This window comes from Pseudooctadecabacter sp., from assembly GCF_965657175.1.
GTDB lineage: Bacteria > Pseudomonadota > Alphaproteobacteria > Rhodobacterales > Rhodobacteraceae > Octadecabacter.
On sequence record NZ_CBFHNH010000011.1, the window covers coordinates 53899 to 71627 of the forward strand.

General features: G+C 61.5%; 15 protein-coding genes. 5 read left to right on the plus strand and 10 right to left on the minus strand.

Features of this window, described 5'->3' with window-relative positions:
• Positions 1 to 14: 14 nt before the first annotated feature.
• The 3 genes from ACTG36_RS10730 to ACTG36_RS10740 form a co-directional block, all read right to left on the minus strand.
• Positions 15 to 3374: an error-prone DNA polymerase gene (locus ACTG36_RS10730; RefSeq protein ID WP_375281800.1), complete on the minus strand. Its 3360-nt coding sequence runs from the start codon at positions 3372 to 3374 to the stop codon at positions 15 to 17.
• Positions 3375 to 3641: 267 nt separating this feature from the next.
• Entirely contained in the window at positions 3642 to 5429 is a 1788-nt protein-coding gene (locus ACTG36_RS10735) for a Y-family DNA polymerase (RefSeq protein WP_439142279.1), read from the minus strand.
• A gap of 165 nt (positions 5430 to 5594) precedes the next feature.
• Positions 5595 to 6275 carry an ImuA family protein gene (locus ACTG36_RS10740; protein ID WP_375282016.1) on the minus strand — a complete coding sequence of 227 codons (681 nt, stop codon included), beginning with the start codon at positions 6273 to 6275 and terminating at the stop codon, positions 5595 to 5597.
• Between the two features lie 150 nt (positions 6276 to 6425).
• On the opposite strand from ACTG36_RS10740, the gene ACTG36_RS10745 reads away from it, so the two are divergent.
• The 4 genes from ACTG36_RS10745 to ACTG36_RS10760 are packed head-to-tail and all read left to right on the plus strand — an operon-like array spanning position 6426 to position 10393.
• Positions 6426 to 7382 carry a hypothetical protein gene (locus tag ACTG36_RS10745; RefSeq protein WP_375282015.1) on the plus strand — a complete coding sequence of 319 codons (957 nt, stop codon included), beginning with the start codon at positions 6426 to 6428 and terminating at the stop codon, positions 7380 to 7382.
• A complete protein-coding gene (locus ACTG36_RS10750; RefSeq protein WP_439142282.1) occupies positions 7375 to 8241 on the plus strand; it encodes a HesA/MoeB/ThiF family protein in 867 nt (288 codons plus the stop codon). Before ACTG36_RS10745 ends, ACTG36_RS10750 begins: the two co-directional genes overlap by 8 nt.
• Positions 8181 to 9428, plus strand: a complete 1248-nt coding sequence (locus tag ACTG36_RS10755) for a hypothetical protein (protein ID WP_375282013.1) — start codon at positions 8181 to 8183, stop codon at positions 9426 to 9428. The genes ACTG36_RS10750 and ACTG36_RS10755 overlap by 61 nt, the downstream gene beginning before the upstream one ends.
• Complete coding sequence (locus ACTG36_RS10760; protein ID WP_375282012.1) at positions 9425 to 10393, plus strand: hypothetical protein; 969 nt, start codon at positions 9425 to 9427, stop codon at positions 10391 to 10393. The genes ACTG36_RS10755 and ACTG36_RS10760 overlap by 4 nt, the downstream gene beginning before the upstream one ends.
• Here ACTG36_RS10760 and ACTG36_RS10765 read toward each other — a convergent pair.
• Positions 10390 to 11628 carry a cytochrome-c peroxidase gene (locus tag ACTG36_RS10765; RefSeq protein ID WP_375282011.1) on the minus strand — a complete coding sequence of 413 codons (1239 nt, stop codon included), beginning with the start codon at positions 11626 to 11628 and terminating at the stop codon, positions 10390 to 10392. The two genes, ACTG36_RS10760 and ACTG36_RS10765, sit on opposite strands and share 4 nt — an antisense overlap.
• 108 nt (positions 11629 to 11736) lie before the next feature.
• Between ACTG36_RS10765 and ACTG36_RS10770 the strand changes: the two genes are divergently transcribed.
• Positions 11737 to 12180: a tetratricopeptide repeat protein gene (locus tag ACTG36_RS10770; protein ID WP_375282010.1), complete on the plus strand. Its 444-nt coding sequence runs from the start codon at positions 11737 to 11739 to the stop codon at positions 12178 to 12180.
• A gap of 6 nt (positions 12181 to 12186) precedes the next feature.
• On the opposite strand, the gene ACTG36_RS10775 is transcribed toward ACTG36_RS10770, so the two are convergent.
• The 6 genes from ACTG36_RS10775 to ACTG36_RS10800 all read right to left on the minus strand — a co-directional run bounded on the left by ACTG36_RS10775 (position 12187) and on the right by ACTG36_RS10800 (position 17729).
• Positions 12187 to 12651, minus strand: a complete 465-nt coding sequence (locus ACTG36_RS10775; RefSeq protein ID WP_375282009.1) for a hypothetical protein — start codon at positions 12649 to 12651, stop codon at positions 12187 to 12189.
• Between the two features lie 254 nt (positions 12652 to 12905).
• Positions 12906 to 13940: a TRAP transporter substrate-binding protein gene (locus tag ACTG36_RS10780; protein WP_375282019.1), complete on the minus strand. Its 1035-nt coding sequence runs from the start codon at positions 13938 to 13940 to the stop codon at positions 12906 to 12908.
• 53 nt (positions 13941 to 13993) lie between these two features.
• On the minus strand, positions 13994 to 15541 hold the full coding sequence (locus tag ACTG36_RS10785; protein WP_375282008.1) for a TRAP transporter large permease: 1548 nt from the start codon (positions 15539 to 15541) through the stop codon (positions 13994 to 13996).
• Positions 15541 to 16299: a TRAP transporter small permease gene (locus tag ACTG36_RS10790; RefSeq protein ID WP_375282007.1), complete on the minus strand. Its 759-nt coding sequence runs from the start codon at positions 16297 to 16299 to the stop codon at positions 15541 to 15543. Before ACTG36_RS10790 ends, ACTG36_RS10785 begins: the two co-directional genes overlap by 1 nt.
• Before the next feature lie 59 nt (positions 16300 to 16358).
• On the minus strand, positions 16359 to 16844 hold the full coding sequence (locus ACTG36_RS10795; protein ID WP_375282006.1) for a flavin reductase family protein: 486 nt from the start codon (positions 16842 to 16844) through the stop codon (positions 16359 to 16361).
• A complete protein-coding gene (locus ACTG36_RS10800; RefSeq protein ID WP_375282005.1) occupies positions 16845 to 17729 on the minus strand; it encodes an aldo/keto reductase in 885 nt (294 codons plus the stop codon). It abuts the gene before it with no gap.

Consider the following 17729-nt stretch of genomic DNA (forward strand, 5'->3'; position numbering starts at 1 on the left):
ATTTTGGGGCGCCCTCAGTGGAAGTCACGGCTTTTGGGGATGATCCGCACGTCGCGAGGATGACGTGAGGATGGCGCAGGCAGGGGGCGGTTGACCTCATCCGCATGGGCCATCGCGGTGGGCATGGCATCTGCCGACAAGGCCAGAAGCGCGTCGGAGCGGTCCTCCAGACGTTCTGCCACCACATGGATCACATCCACATCGCGCTGCACATAGCCATGGATGACAATGAGGCGCGATTGCATGATGATTTTGCGGTAAGCCTCCATCACCTTGGGCCAGATCACCAGATTGGCCACCCCGTGTTCGTCCTCGATGGTGATGAAACACACCCCCTTGGCCGATCCGGGCCGTTGGCGGATCAGCACCAGACCTGCCATCGACACCTTCTGCCAACCGCGCATGTGTTTGAGCTGCCCGCAATCGGTGTAACCTTGCCCCGCCAAAGACCGGCGCAAAAACGCCATGGGGTGTTTTTTCAGGCTCAGCCGCAGGGTCTGATAGTCAGCCACCACCTGTTCGCTGACAGGCATTTCCGGAAGGGCCACGGGGGCCTCGACCCCTTCATCACGGGCCTCTTGAAAGAGCGGCAAATCAGGTGCGTCACGCAGGGCTTTGGCATCCCAGAGCGCTTGACGGCGGTCGAGAAACATGGACCGCAGGGCATCGGCTTCGGCCAGTCGGCGCACGTGGGGGGCGGTCAGCCCTGCGCGCTCTTGCAGCTCTTTGAGGTCGCGGAAGGGGGCGTCACGGGCAGCAATCAGGCGGACGGCGGCGTCTTCGCGGAAGCCTGTGATCTGGCGCAGGCCCAGCCTGAGGGCGTAGCGCCCGGTGGCATCTGTGGGATTTGAGTTTTCTTGGCCAGATGAAGAGGGGAGGTGGTATCCGGTCAACGGCTCCAGCGTGCTGTTCCATTGGGAGTAATTCACATCCGGCGGGCGGACCTCAACCCCGTGGTCTTTCGCATCGCGGACCAGTTGGGCGGGGGCATAAAACCCCATGGGTTGCGAATTCAGCAAAGCTGCGCAAAAGGCATCGGGATAGTGGCATTTCAGCCAGCTGGACACATAGACCAATTGCGCAAAAGAGGCCGCATGGCTTTCGGGAAAGCCGTATTCGCCAAAGCCTTTGATCTGGTCAAAACAGCGCCGCGCGAAATCCTCGTCGTAGCCGCGCCGCATCATCCGGCCCACCATTTTTTCCTGCAACAGTTCAATCGTACCGCGTGACCGGAAGGTCGCCATGGCCTTGCGCAGCTCATTTGCCTCCGCAGGGGAGAATTCTGCCGCCTCAATGGCGATTTTCATGGCCTGTTCCTGAAAGATCGGCACGCCCAAGGTGCGACCAAGGATGTTCTTCAGCTCAGCCGGATCATGAGGGGGGCCTGGTGCGGGGTAGATCACCTGTTCCTCCCCGTTGCGGCGGCGCAGATAGGGGTGGACCATGTCGCCCTGAATGGGGCCCGGGCGGACGATGGCGACCTCGATCACCAGATCATAAAACTGGCGCGGGCGCAGACGCGGCAGCATGTTGATCTGGGCGCGGCTTTCCACCTGAAAGACCCCGATGCTGTCGCCGCGGCACAGCATGTCATAGACCCGCGGGTCCTCTTGCGGGGTGGTGGCCAGCGTCAAGTCACGGCCATACTGCTTTGATATCATATCAAAACATTTGCGGATACAGGTCAGCATCCCCAGCGCCAGAATGTCGACCTTCAGGATGCCGAGCGCATCAATATCGTCCTTGTCCCATTCAATGAACGTGCGGTCCGCCATGGCCCCGTTGCCGATGGGCACGGTTTCCGTCAGGGGCCGTTCGGTCAGGATAAACCCGCCCACATGCTGGCCCAGATGGCGCGGCATCCCGATGAGTTGCCCCGCCAGCAGGATCGTCCGCCTGAGCAGCGGGTCGGACATATCAAGACCGGCCTCCTTGGCGTGGTCCCCGTCCACATCCTTGCCCCAGCTGCCCCAGATCGTCTTGGCCAGCGCGCCGGTCACATCCTCGGACAGGCCCATGACCTTACCCACCTCACGGATGGCGGACCTGGGGCGGTAGTGGATCACTGTGGCACAAAGCCCCGCACGGTCGCGGCCGTATTTCTGATAGATATGCTGGATCACCTCTTCGCGGCGTTCATGTTCGAAATCGACGTCGATATCAGGCGGCTCTTTGCGTTCTTCGCTGATGAACCTCTCAAACAGCAAGGAATGTTGGGCGGGATCTACGGCCGTGATCCCCAGCACATAGCAGACGGCCGAATTGGCCGCCGACCCGCGCCCCTGACACAGGATTTCGGGCTGTGCGACGTGGCGGGCATAGTGGATGATGTCGTGAATGGTCAGAAAATAGCGCGCGATATCAAGTTTTTCGATCATCGCCAGTTCCTTGGCCAAAACGGCCTTCGTCGCCTCCGCCACGCCGTCCGGATAGCGCCAGGCGGCCCCTTCCCACGTCAGTTTCTCCAGATAGGCCTGGGGTGTCATGTCTGTGGGGATGACCTCACGGGGGTATTCATAGGCCAGCTCGCCCAGATCAAACGTGATCGCATCGGCCACGGCGCGGGTGGCTTGAATGGCATGGGGCCACTGGCGGAACAGGCGCGCCATTTCCGTGGGGGATTTGAGGTGGCGTTCGGCGTTGGGCTCCAACCGGCTGCCAGCCTCGGTAAGGGTGCAATGGTCGCGGATGCAGGTCATGATATCTTGCAAGGGGCGACGATCCGGCGCGTGATACAGCACGTCATTGGTGGCCAACAGGCGCAGCCTATGGCGCCGCGCCAGCGCATCGATCCGGTTGATGCGCAGCACATCATCGCCTCGGTAAAGGTAGGACGCCGCCAGATACTGCAGGCTGGGCAAGGTCTTGCACAACCGTGCCAACCCGCGCCCGTACAGCTGCACATCCTCAGAGGGTACTGCAATCAGGATCATCCCCTCTTGATGGGCGGCCAGATCGCCCAGTGTCAGATCACAGGCGCCCTTGGCCTGCCAGTTGCCATCTCGGTCGGTCATCCGGCCCTTGGAAATCAGCTGTGACAACCGCCCATAGGCGGCACGATCGCGGGGATAGGCCAGAAAGGCCTCACCTGTGATCAGTTCAATCCGCGCGCCCACAAGCGGACGCAGCTTTGCCTTGCGCGCCTCCCCCCAGATGCGCACGACGCCCGCCAAAGTGTTCAGATCCGCCACCGCGAGGCAATCATAGCCCAGCGACCAAGCCTCTGATGCAAGATCCACCGCATCCGACGCACCGCGCAGAAACGAAAAACATGAAAACATCCCTAACTCGACATAACCCGCCTTAGCGTTGGGCGTGAAAACACCGTCCTCGGGGAGGGTGCGACGCGGGTGCTGATGGTCATTCTCAGGCACGGGCTGCACCGCCCTTGATTCCAAGCCAAACTCGCCCATAAGAAGCACGTCGCAATAGCTGCGCAGACTCTGGCCGCGCGCATCTCTGCCGCCTCGCCACAAACGTGCCGGCGTGGCTCTCCCATTCTCTGGTTCTAAAATACCTCGGGGGACGCGCATCGCGCGGGGGGCAGAGCCCCCTCCGACACCGCCGACACAGCCACCGCCAGACCGCGCCGCAGGCGCGCCCCCCCGCCCGCCGCAGGCGCCGACCGCAGGTCGTCCCCCTCATGCGAACAATCCTTGCACACACCAGCGGGGCGCGCCGCCACGGCCATCGCCCACAACGCCTTCGCGAAACAGCCAGTACCGTTGCCCATGCTGATCCTCGATCCGGTAATAATCGCGCAACCGCGTGCCAGGACGGTCGGCCCACCATTCGGGCGCGATGCGTTCGGGGCCTTCGAACCGCACCACCTTATGGGTCTGACGCCGCCACATGAATTGCGCGGGCGGGCCTTCGGGCACGGCATAAAGGACGCGGATCTCTTCGGGGGGCTGCAACAGCCGCAAAGGGCGCGGGCGCGGATGGGGGGGCAGGGGTGCTGCGTCAGGCGCCATGGCGCAATGCCAGCCCTCGCGGCGTTCTGGGATGTGGCTGTCGCGGGGCGCGGGGCGGCGGATGTTGTCCGCGCCGAACTTGGCTGACAGGCGGTCCACCAGACGGGCCAGTTCCGTGCCCTCGTCGCTGCCGCCTTCGATGCGGGTTTGCACGACCTCGATATGTTCGACGACGCTGGCCTCCAAGGTGATCAGATCGAACCCGAAGCCGGGGTTGAGCCGTTCCAGCTTGTCCTCAAACAGGCGCAGAATGTGGCCCGCATCGCGGCTGGCTTGGGAGGTGGCGGCCCCGATGCGGTCGACCTCCCCGTCGGTGCGGTAGACGGTCAGGGTGATACGCCGCGCGCCAAGGCCTGCGGCGTGCAGCCCTGCGCAAAGCTCTTGTGCCATGTCGGGCAGATGTGGTTCGGGGTCCATCACAGGTTCCGGCAGGCTGGATTGGACGCTGAATTGCGGCGGGTCATCTGGGCTTTGCAGGGGTTCGGCCATGCGCCCCATGAGTTGGTCCAGCCGCAGCAGGGGATTCTGCACCAGTTCCGCCTTTTGGAACCGGCGCGCCAGTGACAGGCGCGGCACATCGGCCAGCGCGCCCACGGTTTTCAGGCCGAGCCGTTTGAGCAAAAGCACCGTGTCCGGATGCAGCCGCAGGGCGCGCACCGGCAGGGGGGCGGTTTTGGCTGCCAGATCCTGCGCCGTGCAGACCTCACGCACGCCACCGCAGCGCGACAGCGCCCAAGCGGCCCCGTGGGTGGGGGCGGTGGCAAGGTTTGTGTCCAGCCCCAAGGTGGACAGCCGCCCTTCGATTTCGCGCAGCATCGCCGCCTCACCGCCCCACAGATCGTCGGACCCGGTGGTGTCCATGGCCAGCCCCGCAGGCCCGTCGACTGTGGACCACGGGCACCAGCGGCGCACCCACAGCATCAACCGCCCCAAGGCGGCTTGGTCGCCGCCCACATCGGCAAATTCCACCCGCAGATCGGGCACCAGTGCGCGCATGTCCACCACCCGCGCGCCGATCTGGATGCCGTGCTGGTCAGCGGCGCGGTTGGTGGCATGGATGACGGGGCCGTGGGGGCCTTCGACGGCGAGGGCCACAGGCACCTCGGGCGGTGGGGCCTGCCCTGCGCGGTCCATGTGCCACTGCCAGCGGTTCATGGAAAAACGCGGGAAATGCAGCGCGGTGATGCGTCGGGCCAGAGGGTCTTTGGGGTCCGGCGGTGTAACTGCGCCTGCGGCGACACCCACCCGTTTGTCCTTGTGGTTTTTGGCGACCTTCGAGTTTGAAGGGGGTGTCGGTGTCGTGCTGGCCCGCCAGCGAGGTGTGCTTGGCGGGATGCCCACGGGGGTGAACGCCTCCTCCACTTGGGCATCGGGGGGCGGCAGATCCGTGACGCTAAGATCCACGGGCGGCGTGACCATCGCCTGTTGCAACGCGGCGATAGCATGGGCCAGCATTTGGGCCGTGTCCTGTGACCTTTGGGGGGTGGCCCCCTTGGGTTCAGGGGGGCGGGTCGGCGTTGGAAAGGGCAGGACGGGCAGCTTGTCCTCCCCCCTCATTGTCGCGCGGGCCGAAGGTGCGGGATTTTGAGTTTTTGGGGCCAGATGAAGGGGGGCATGGGATCAGCCATAGCGTGCCCCTGCCTCTGTCTGGCCTTCGACGCGATGGTCGAGGTGGAGTGTGCCGTCTTGCGCCCGTGCGACCCAATCGCCCGGTGTACCCCAGCGCGAGCGGAACAGGTTGGCCTGCCACAGCGGTTGACCCAGCGCGTGGATGTCATCTGGGTTGTGCATGGAGGCCAATGAGGCCACGCGCCAGCGCGCGCGTGCCGCACTGAGGTTGGCGTGGGCTGCGCGGCGGATCAGCCAAGCGGGCACTGCATGGGCCTCAGACCGCAGGGCCAGCCGTTTGGAGGCGGTGAAATCCAGTGCGGGTGGATCGCCCCAGACCTCCCCCACGACAGCGCCCAAGGTGGGGCAGCCCAAGCCCTGTTCCATCGCCCAGAGCACATCAACGGGTTTGGAGACATCCACGCGCAGCACGTCGATGCCATGGGGCAGGCCTGCCATGCAGATCACACCGGCCTCCTTGCGGCTGATGCGATCGGAAATCCACAAGACGGGGCCTTTGGTGATGTCGATTTGCGCCAGCATAAAGCCCAAGGCCGCCGCATCGGTGGCCTTGTCTGCAAAGAGTTCGCGCAGCGTGGGCTGGCTGTCGGCCTCGCCCTTGCGGCCAGCCGTTTCCGCCCGTTCCATCAACAGGTCGGTCGCAGATTTGGGCGGGGGCAGGGCGCTGCGCATGGACGATTCCGTGATTAATGTTCCTGTTATGTTCTAGTTTTGGGCGGGGTCTTGGTCAAGGGGTTTTGCCCCATAAAGGTCAGGGTTTCCCCGCTTGTTCGCCCTGCTTGTCCTTCATAGGGTAGGGGTAATGACACAGGCTCTCCATCCATGATCGCATCACTTCTTACGTCCCTGCGCCGCGACCATATGGACGTGACCCTGCGCCATGGACGCGGTCATGTGGTGCGGATTATGGAGAAGCCGGGGCGGTGGATGTCCGACGCGGATCTGGCCGCGTTGACGGCAGATTTGCGTGCCGTGGCGGCCAAAACGCTGGATACAGGCACGCTGAGCTACGGTGTTTTTGCAGGCGACCGCGACCGGATGCGCGACACGATCGTGACCTTGGTCAGCACCAAGGACGGCACGCCTGTGGCCTTTAATGCGCTGGCCGTGATGACGATCGACACCCAGCCTGCGCCTGTGGATGTATTGCATCTGGGGCTGGTGATGGTGGACCCCGATCAACGGTCGGGCGGGTTGTCTTGGGTTCTTTACGGGCTCACCTGTTTTTTGCTGTTTGTGCGCAATCAATTTCGGCCCCTGTGGATGTCCAATGTCACTCAGGTGCCTGCCGTCGTGGGCATGGTCAGCCAGATGTTTTCCGACATTTGGCCTGCGCCGGATGCGGGGCGGCGTACCCTGACCCATGTGTTGATCGCGCGGGGCATCATGGCGCAGCATCGCCATGTCTTTGGCGTGGGGGACGACGCGGGGTTTGACGAGGACCGTTTTATCATCACCAATGCCTACACAGGCGGGTCCGATGATCTGAAAAAGACGTGGGAAGCCGCGCCCAAGCACCGTGATGAGGTTTACAATACCTTTTGCGCCGATCAGCTGGATTACGACCGCGGCGATGACGTGCTGCAACTGGGGCGCATGGATTTGCCCGCGATCCGCCGCTATCTGACGCGGGAGGTTCCGGCCACGGCCATTTTTGGCGTGCTGAGCACGGCGATCTACGTGGCCCTTGGGCGGCTGATCCTGCCGGTGCTCTATTGGTTGGACACGCGCCGTGCGTTTTCAATCCTGCGGCCCGCGCGCGAGGACCGCAATGTTTGATTATGCCACATTCACCACCCGAAACATCGGTTTCGTCACCCCGCAGGAACCAGAGGCGCTGCGGGATGCAACCGGCTTTGTCTGTGGCACCGGTGGCATGGGCGGGGCCTGCATTCTGGGGCTGGTGCGCGCAGGCGTGGGGCGGCTGATCATCGCGGATCTGGACGCGTTTGAGGTCAGCAACCTCAACCGGCAGGTCTTTTGCTTCATGGACACTGTGGATCGCCACAAGGCGGAGGCCACGGCCGAGATCGCGCGCACCATCAACCCCGAGGTTGAGATTGAAGTCTATCATGCCGACTGGACGGATCGTGTGGATGATCTGATTGCGCGATCCGTGATTGTGGTAAACGGGACGGATGATCTGGGCGCGTCGCTGCTTTTGTACCGGCGGGCGCGGGCCTTGGGTCGGGCGGTGGTGGATGCCTATGCTTCGCCCTTGCCGTCGGTTTATGTGACCACGCCGGATGCTGTGCCCCATGAGGTTCGGATGGGCTATCCAACTGTCGGGACAGAGTGGGACCAGATCACGGACGACCAGCGGTCTGATGCATTTTTGAAGGAATCCGAATGGGTTGTGATCCATTCTTCATCCAGACACTACATTGATCTGGACATCGTGGGCGACGTTGTGTCTGGCAAAAGATCGCGGATGTCTTTTGCGCCCATGGTCATCACCACCGGCCAGTTGATGTGTTATGAAGTCATCAACGCAGCCCTTGGCCGCCCCCATGGCACGGACAATCGTGGTTACTTTTTCAACCCTTATGCCGCGCGGGTCGAACGGCCCAGACCGGCGTGGATCGCGGCCGTGCTGCGGCCACTGGTGCGGCGGTTCTTGGCGGGGTTGATGGGCTGATGGGACCGTCTGAGATTGGCAATCTGTTTCTATCTGCGTCGGCTTTGGCGGGGCTGATGATCGTCAGTCACGTGATCTCGGCCCGTGATGCTTGGGCGCCTTTGAACCGACGGTTCATCTTTGGGCTTCGGGTGATGATGGTTCTCTTTGCGGGGCGGGCGCTGTTTATTCTGACGGATGTGCAATTCTTCAGGTTTTTCATTCTGTTGGGCGCCTCTCTTATTCCAATATCCGTGTTGATTTTGACCGAAGGTTTGCTGCGCCGTCATGCGCCGCCGATGGCGAAGCTATGGGTCGCGGGGGGCACGGCTGTCTTTGTGGTGCTGTCCTTGTGGTGGCGCGACAGCATTGATCCTGCGCGGCTGGCGGGGCTTATGGTGTTCCAGCTCAGCGGGTTTGGCATTGCGGGATGGTTGGTTCTGCGCCGGGATCGTGCCAGCCTGAGTGCGGCAGAAAACCGATCGGTCGAGAGGATTGCCCTGTCTTTGGTTGTGTTGATCCCACTGGCAGCTGCGGATTTTCTGATGATATTTCTGGGGCTTCCGGCCCAAACCTCACCCTTGGGGGTGTTGTTTTTGTGCTGGCTTGCCGTGTCCTTGGGGCGGTCACAATCGCAGCACCGTGCGCCTTTGGTGTCCTTTTTGGCGATCGTCTTTGGGGCGGGTCTGTCGGGGCTGGTGACGGCCCAGATGGCGCAGATGGACAAGGACGCCACGATCCTGACCTTGGCAGTGATCTTGGCGGCGGTGTTGGTTGCGGTCCTTTTCATCGAAGCACAAAGCCTGAGGGCCGAGGAACGCTCCCAAACCTTGTTGCGGCATCTGGCCGATGACCGGTCCCGCGATGCGCTGGGGTTTCTGCGGGGGCTGCAATCCCATCCGCTGGTCGAGGGCGCGGTGCTGGTGCAGGGCGATCAGCTGGCCGATCTGGACAGCGACGTCCTGCGTCATATTTTTGCGGTCCGTCCGGTTCTCAGACGTGCCGATCCGCCGTTCACGGACGGGGCCGAAGGGGATCATATCGCCCACCTGTTCGATCTGTTCGACGCCAGTCACATCCTGTTGGCGGCGGACGACCCACTGACCCTTGTGGCGCTGTCGATGCCTGCGCTGGCCACGTCGCCACGGGCTGAACTGGAGCTGGCAGCCGTGCAGCGGATGGCGCGATTGATGGCGGCAAATTCATGATCTCAAACGATATATTCGAGGCTTGCGTGGCCCGTGCCGCCTTGGCACCCACGGTGCACAACACCCAACCCGCGCGCTGGACGCGTGAGGGGGACATCCTGTCCTTGTTCTGTGACACGGACGTGGGCCTGACCGTTGGCGACCCAACGGGCCGTGACGCGGCGCTGTCCTGCGGCGCGGTGTTGGAGGCGATGATGCTCGCCCTGTCGGCCCACGGGGTTGGCGCGCGGGTGGCGTATACGGGTCACGCCACAGAACCTGGTCATGGCCTTGTGGCCGTGGCCCATCTGACCCTGCAGCGGGCTGAGGAAGACAGGCTGCACAGCCAACTGGAAGACAGGTTCACATGGCGCGGGGCGTTTGAGGACACGCCGCCCGCGCTTTATGGGTGGACCCGCCCCGACATGCGTTTGGTTCTGACCGATGCGGAACGCCACTGGATCGCCGCCCAAAACGATGCGGCCAGCCTTGCGATCATGGGCGATGCGCTTTTCAGGGACGAGCTTGTCGCTTGGATGCGTTTGTCAGACCGGCACCCGCGCGCGGGGGTCGATGGGATGGACCGCCACGCCATGCAGATGTCCGCGGGGCAGGCCCGATTGGTGCCTTGGGTCTTGCTGAAGCTCTGGCCTGTGTTGTCTGCCCTTCGACTCACCAAGGGGCTAACGGCGGAGGGTTCGATGACATCAAGATCGCCCGTTATTGCCTTGTTTCACCGCGATATTTCAGAAAATCCAGTTGTGTCAGGCCGCGCTTATCTGCGCCTGTGTCTTGAGGCCGCGTCGCTGGGATTTGCTGGCTGGCCCATGGCGGCATTGTCCGATCACGGACCGACCCAGACGGCCGTCTACCAGCATTTCGGTTTGCCGCCCGACCGACGGCTGGTGCAGGCGATCCGTTTTGGACGGCCCACCGGCGACGCGCCCCCCCGTGCGCGGCGACCACTGGGCGAGATTTTGCGCTAATCCACCGGCAATCCGCTGGGCACCGCGTCAGGGCGTCCTAAGGGGCGGCTGTCCGCTGTGGCGCCGGTGAGGCTGTGCAAGAACGCTTCGATATCAGCGATTTCCGCCTCGGACAGGGTCACCGGATCGATATCGAGGACGGCCGCCTGACGGGCCATTTCACGCACATCTTGCTGGATCACGAAATCAACACCCAAAAAACGGTCCGTCGCGGGCAATGCGGCCATGGCCGGTGTCCACGCCGCACGGGCGGCGGCAGGGTTTGAATGGTGGCGGATCATGTCGCGCAACGTGGGGTAGGCCCCGTTGTGCCCGTAAGGTGCCGTCAGGGCCACATTCCGCAGGGACGGTGTGCGGAACCGGTAAGCATCTGATAACAGGTCGGTTTCCCCCATGCGCCCCACATCGCGGGGCATCTTGTCAAAAGTCCGCGTGCGGCCCGGCCCGAAGGCGGGAAGGCCAAGCGCGTAAAACCCCTGATCGGTGAATAACGGGCCGGAATGGCACGACGCGCAGCGCGCTTCGTCAAAGAACAGCGCGCGGCCCCGTTCGGCGTCTTCTGGCAGGGCTGTGCCCGTCAGCCACGCGTCATAGGGGCTGTCGAAACTGCGCCATTCGGAGGTGATGAACGCCCCCAGCGCATTGCCGATTTCAACGATGGTAATGTCCAAAGGATCGTCAACCGTTTCAAAGGCTTCGGTGAACATCCTCACGTATTCAGGTTCGGCCCGCACACGTGCAGCAAGGATAGGCCAAGCGGCGTCGATCCTGTCATGGGTGGCACCCGCAATGTCATTTTCACCGGGGTTTCCGGCCATTTCGAACTGGGCGGTCATCGGGAACAGGGCCTGCGCTGCGACGATGTTGTCGAGTCCTTCCGGCAGCCATTCTTCTGCGGGGGAATCGAAGCCATTCCCGAACTGGTCAGAGACCTCTAACCGGCCATCGTGAAACAGCACGTTGACGGAAGTATGCCCCAGATTCCACAGGGCAGGCGCGTTGCGCGGCACCCGTTTGCGGATGTCGCCGATGGTGCGGTCCGGCCCCACGCCAACCCCGCCTTCACCAATCCCTAGGCTTAGCCCGTCGCCACCTGCAAGGTTGTGGTTATGACAGGTGCCGCAGGAAATATTGCGGTTGCCTGACAGAATTTTATCATAAAACAAAAGCTGCCCAATTCGCGCTTGCGCGGGGTCCGCATCCACGAAATCATCCAGAGTTATCGGGTCGGCCACAGCGGTGCTGACCCCCAGAAAACAAAGGGATATCGCGGTATGGACAGCGGATGGAAAAGGTTTGGCGGGCGGCTTGTACATGGTGCTATTTTGGCCGGTGGATTGGCCATGGCAAGCCCTATTTTTGCCGCGGACCTAGAAGAGGCGCGCGATCTGATGGAGGCGGGCGATTTCGTCGAGGCCCGCGCCATGTTCGAGGTCCTCGCACGGTCTGGCAATGCCGATGCGGAGGAACTGATCGGGGTGATGTATGCCCTTGGCCTTGGCGTTGAACGCGACGATGAACGCGCGTTTGAGTGGTATCTGCGTGCGTCCCTGAAAGGTCATCCCGGGGCGCAGTCGGGGCTGGGCTGGTATTATGAAATCGGGCGGGGCATGCCCGCGCCCGATCTGGTGCGCGCCTATCTGTGGTACGCGCTGTCTGCGATTGGCGGGGACGTGGATGCGCCGGATTCACTGGAGGAGCTGACGCCGCGCATGACCTCAGAACAACGCGCCCGCGCGCAGGTGCTGATCGACGATTACCGGCCTTGGATGTATCCGTTTCGGTGATCCAAGTCAGGACCTGGGCACCGAATAAATCACACCTCGAAGTATGCGATCATTGTCGGATAACACAAAGCAATAATAATCAAGACGAGCCAGCTGGTACTCGCGTCGCATACTTTCGTTCATTGTCTGCTCTAGTGCTTCTCTGTTGGGGTCTGCCCCATCGGGCGCTCTTTCACATCGGCTCCATTGACTCTCAAGCCAAGATGGAACCTGCATGGTAATTCCACGATATCGGCGTTCCGGATGCGCTGCGGTTAAACGTCTGAAAATATCTGATTGATTGGCTGCACTTTGATTCGATGGGTTGTCTTCAACCACAATTGCCCGAAAACCGTTTCTGAAGCTGACTCCATATTCGTTTTGAGCCAAGTCTGGCAGGGAGAAATATCCTCCGCGTTGAAGATCGAAAGCCGTGTAAGCGAATGAGCCTATCAATCCAAGGGCGATCAGCTTCCAGAACCAGTACCTCATGTTTCACAGCCTTTTCTTTCAACCTTGTCAGGAGGATGACTGGAGGTTGCGGTGTTTGCAACACTACTTGTGGATGTGTTTGTTGCTTTAAGCACCGTCCGAAGTGGCTCAGTTGTCAATCCAGCCATATGTCAGATTTAGCAGCGCCCGGACCGCCCGCACCCGTGCGGGCGCGACGCAACTTCAAATGTCAGAACTCAAAAAAAGGCCGCTCCGGTTTCCCGAAGCGGCCCCTTTGTTGAATCAATCGACCCTTAGTTCAGGTCGGCTGCGTAAGCGGCTTCCATATCGGCCTCGACCTCATCCACGGCGGCGATCAGCGCGTCGAGGATTTCGTCACCACCGTCCACGTTCGCGCGGAACCAGTCCTGCACGGGGGCAGCGGCTTCGGCGAACATGGCTTTTTCTTCGGGTGTTGGAACGTAAAGTTCACCACCACCGGCGACGAAGTCTTCGTAGGCTTGGATGGATTTACGCTTGGGCGAGGCAAATGTCGCCTGCTGCAGGGCGTAGAAACCGTCCACGATCACGCGGCGGTTGGCTTCGTCCATACCGAGGAACGTCTCGTTGTTCATCCACCACAGGGCACCCATGTAGGCGTGGCCGTCCAGCGTGACATACTGCAGACCCGCATCGGGGAACTTCATGCCCATGATGTCGGTGATGCCGTTCTTGGATCCGTCCACGACGCCTGTCTGGAAGGATGTGAACAGCTCAGGCCATGGGATCGGCGTGGGGGAGGCACCAAGGGCGCGGACCAGTTCTTGCGGCAGGTCGGCCACAACCGTGCGGATTTTCAGGCCTTCCATGTCGGCTGGGGTCTGAACCGTGCGCTGGGTGTTGGCAAAGTTGCGCCAGCCACCTGTATTACCAATCGTCATCAGGCGAATCGTGTCGTCGGATGTCTCAAGCGCCATGTCGCGCATGGTGCGGACGAAATCACCCTGAAGGACGGATTCGGCCACACGGTCATCGGCCATCAGATACGGCAGGTCGAGGACCTGAACGTAAGGGAAGATGCCAGCGGCACCGCCAGAGGTGGAGATGTAGATGTCGATGGAACCCTCAGACACGCCCTCAAGGCATTCCGCACCGGTGGAACACAGCTGTGTACCGATGAACAATTCCACCTCGATCGCGCCATTTGAGGCGGCTTCGACGTAGTTTTTGAACACGACCAGACCGTCATAGTCTTCGTCGTTCTCATTCGAGTTGGCCGTCGCGCGCAGTGTCATGACGTGGCCGTCGGCAAAGACCGGCGTGCTTGTCATCGTGTAGGCGGCGATCATGCCGGCGGTTGCGAGATACTTCATCATTTTTGGTTTCCTCCCATTTATGAAGTTCAGTTTGCGGGTGGCTGAGGGCTAATGCAAGCCATGTAGCCGATGTCAGGCGGGCATCCGAGGAAGTCCGCGAGATAGGGGACGGTCATGCTGATCTGGGGGAAATAGGTGATCAGGAAGATCACGACGATTTCCACAGCCAGAAACGGCAGGATCGCTTTGGCGATGGTTTCGACCTTTTCGCGACTGACTGTTGAGGCGACGAAGAGGACAAGGCCCATGGGCGGCGTGGCCAGACCCACGGTCAGGTTCACGGACATGATGATGGCGAAATGCACAGGGTGCACGCCGATGTCCGTAAAGATCGGGCCGAGGATTGGCCCAAGGATGATGATCGCGGGGCCTGCGTCCAGAAACATGCCGACGATGAACAGCAGGATGTTGATGAGGAACAGCAGGATCAGCGGGTTTTCACTGAGGCCAAGGATCACGTCCGCCATGGTGGTGGCCGCACCGGAGGTGGCGACGATGGTTTTGAACGCCACGGCAGCGCCGACCAGCAACAGCACAGCGGCCGAGGCGAGGGCAGAGCGTTGCAGTACATCAAAGAAATCCGCCCATGTGAGGGATTTGAGGACAAACACACTGACCAGCAGGGCATAGGCCACGGCGATGGTGGAGGCTTCGGTGGGCGTCATCACGCCAATCAAGATACCGCCCAGAATGATGATGGGCGTTTGCAGCGGGGCCACGGCCTTTTTGCAGACCACGCGGAAATCAGATGACACTTGCCCGCGCATCCAGATCAGGAAGACATGGGACAGGACCAGCAGGATCGCCAGCGTCAGCCAGAGCATCGTCCCCTCGGGCCGCGCGACACCTGCGATGGAGGACCCAAGCCGGAACACCGCCCAGAAGATGCCCATCAGGTTGATGCGCAGCAGGATGAAGCTGAGCACAGATTCGACGCGGGTGATCGACTGGTTTTTGGTGACGATGCGTTCAGCCTTGGGCAGGTCGTAGCGGTCGGCCAACAGCCGCACCATGACCATCAGGCCCACGCCCACCAACACCCCCGGAACGATGCCCGCAAGAAACAGCGCCGCCACGCTTTCGCCCATGACATAGGCGTAGATAATCATGATGCCCGAAGGCGGGATGATCGGCCCGATGACCGATGACGCGGCGGTGATGGCGGCGGCGAATTTGCGGGTGTAGCCGTTTTTCTCCATGGCTGGGATCAGGGTGGACCCCAGTGCGGATGTGTCGGCCACGGCAGACCCTGACAGGCCCGCAAACAGGATCGACGACAGAATGTTCACCTGCGCCAAGCCACCGCGCAGGTGGCCCATGAAGGCTTGGGAAAATTCGACCAACCGCGTGGTGATCCCGCCGCGGTTCATGATCTCACCGGCCAGCATGAAGAACGGCAGCGCCATCAGCGGGAAACTGTCGATGCCGGTGTAGACGTTGCGGTAGAGGATCGCGAGGTCGCGTTCGTTGCCGGTGACCCAAGTCATGAAGCCGGGCGCAAAGAGCAGGGCGAAGACCACCGGCGTGCCGATCATCAGGATCGCAAGGAAGAGGGGGAGGAACCAAATGAGCATTATGACGCGCTCCCGATTTCTTCGTTATCCCCCAAGGGGGTGAGGCCGGCATCGCGGCCCAAGAGGGTGAGGATCTGACGCAGGATCAATTCCACGCAGACGAGGATCAACAGGTTAATCCCGACCCAGAGGGCGAGGTATTGGTAGTAGTTGCTGAATTTCGTGCCGCATTTGCCGATCTCAATCCCAAAGGGCCACCGCAGGGTGGAGGAACAGCCACGCCCGGACAGGCTGTCCACGTGATTGTTCAATCCCTTGTCCCACATGACCAGCAGCACGGCAAAGGACATGGCGAACAGGATGAGGGAGAGGATCGCGGCCAGTCGTGCATTCAGCGCGCGTTCCAGCATGTCGATGGCCACGAAGCCGCCGTGGCGGTAGGCGATGGGGGACATCAGGCCCACCAGCCAGAGCATCCCGAACCGCGCGGCTTCTTCGGTCCAGTTGGGGGCATCGTTGAAGACATAGCGCATCAGGACCTGCAACAGGATGAAGCAGACCATGGCGATAAGCGCACCGATCGAAATCCATTTCCCGATGGGATGCAATGTCGCGTTGATGGCCGCATGGGCGCGGGCGCCCGCCATGGGGCGGATCAGGCAGGCCAGCCAAAGAAGTCCGGCGAGGGCGGCGACAAAAGCCATGTCTCCCAACCCTATGGCGTCGGCCAAAGCCTCTCGCCGGTCTTCAAAGGCACCGACAGCAAGGATCGCCACGTAGGCTGTGCTGACGGCGATGATTGCAAGACGTCCTCCCAACGGCTTGCCCTCCCTATTTGGGCCTTTCGGCCTGATTTCAGGGGCTTATGCCCCATTCTTCATCCTTTTATCGCGACGAACCGGCCCCCTTGGAACATCAGGGGCAGACCGTCGCGCACAGATGCGCCAATCACGCGACCGACGATGATCGTATGGTCGCCTGCATCATGTTCGGCGTCCTGCGTGCATTCGAACCGGGCCAGACAGCCGTTGATCAGCGGCACGTCCTTGTCGCCTTTGTGCCAATCCAACCCGTCAAACGCGTGTTTGTCACGGGTAAAGGCATCGCAGATGTCTTGTTGGTGGGCGTCCAGCACATGGATCGCGAAGTGAGGAGCGCCTGAGAAGTCATTGAAACGTTTTGAAGATTTCGCAGGCGACCACAGAACCAAAGGCGGCTCCAGCGACACTGAGGCAAAGCTGTTGGCGGTGATGCCAACGGGTCCGTCCGCACTTGGCACGGTCACAATCGTCACGCCGGTGGCATAGGCCCCCAAAGCGTCGCGAAAGGCGCGCGGGTCGTCTGTGGGGTTGAAGACCTCCACTTACGGAACCTCATGGCCGAGGGCGGCCTCATAGAGTTTGAACCACGTGGGCCGGTCAAGTTCTACTTTAAGAGCGTCGGAGAACCCTTTGATCCGGCTGAGGTTATTGGTTCCCATGACCGGCATGATCCCTGCGGGGTGCGCCAGCAGGAAAGCCACGGCAATGGCGGCACGGTCCACGCCGAAATCGGCGGCAACGGCGTCCATGGCTTTGGCCACGGCGCTGTCGTCGGTCATCAACGCACCGCCGCCCAAGGGCGACCATGCCATTGGCGGGATGCCGCGTTCTTGCAGATAGGCGAGATCGCCGTTGGTGAAGGGGTCGATGTGGCCCAGTGACATTTCGATCTGGTTGGTGACCAGCGGGGTTTTCATCGCCGATTGCAGCAGGGTCCAGTCGTGCAGTTTGAAGTTGGACACGCCAACGCTGCGCACCTTGCCAGAGGCCACGACCTCATCCAGTGCCGCACCGGTTTCGTGATGGTCCATCAGCGGATCGGGGCGGTGGATCAGCAGACAGTCAATTTTGTCGATCCCCATCAGGCGCAAGGAATGATCGACCGAATTTACGATATGGTCACGGCTGGTATCGTAATACTTGCCAGGGCTGTCGGCGTAGCGGCCTGCGGGGATGAGGATGTCGCATTTAGTGACAACCTCAATCTGGTCGCGGATAGATTGGGTAAGGCCCGCACCCATGATTTCCTCGGCCATGTAGCCGCCGTAAATGTCGGCCTGATCCATGGTTGTGATGCCCTGTTCCAGACAGGCCTCAATCTTGGCTTGGACGGCTTTGGGGCTGGTGTCCTCCACATCGCCCAGACGCCACATGCCGTAAACGATGCGCGAGAAGGAGAGGTCGGATGTGATATTAACGCGGGTCAT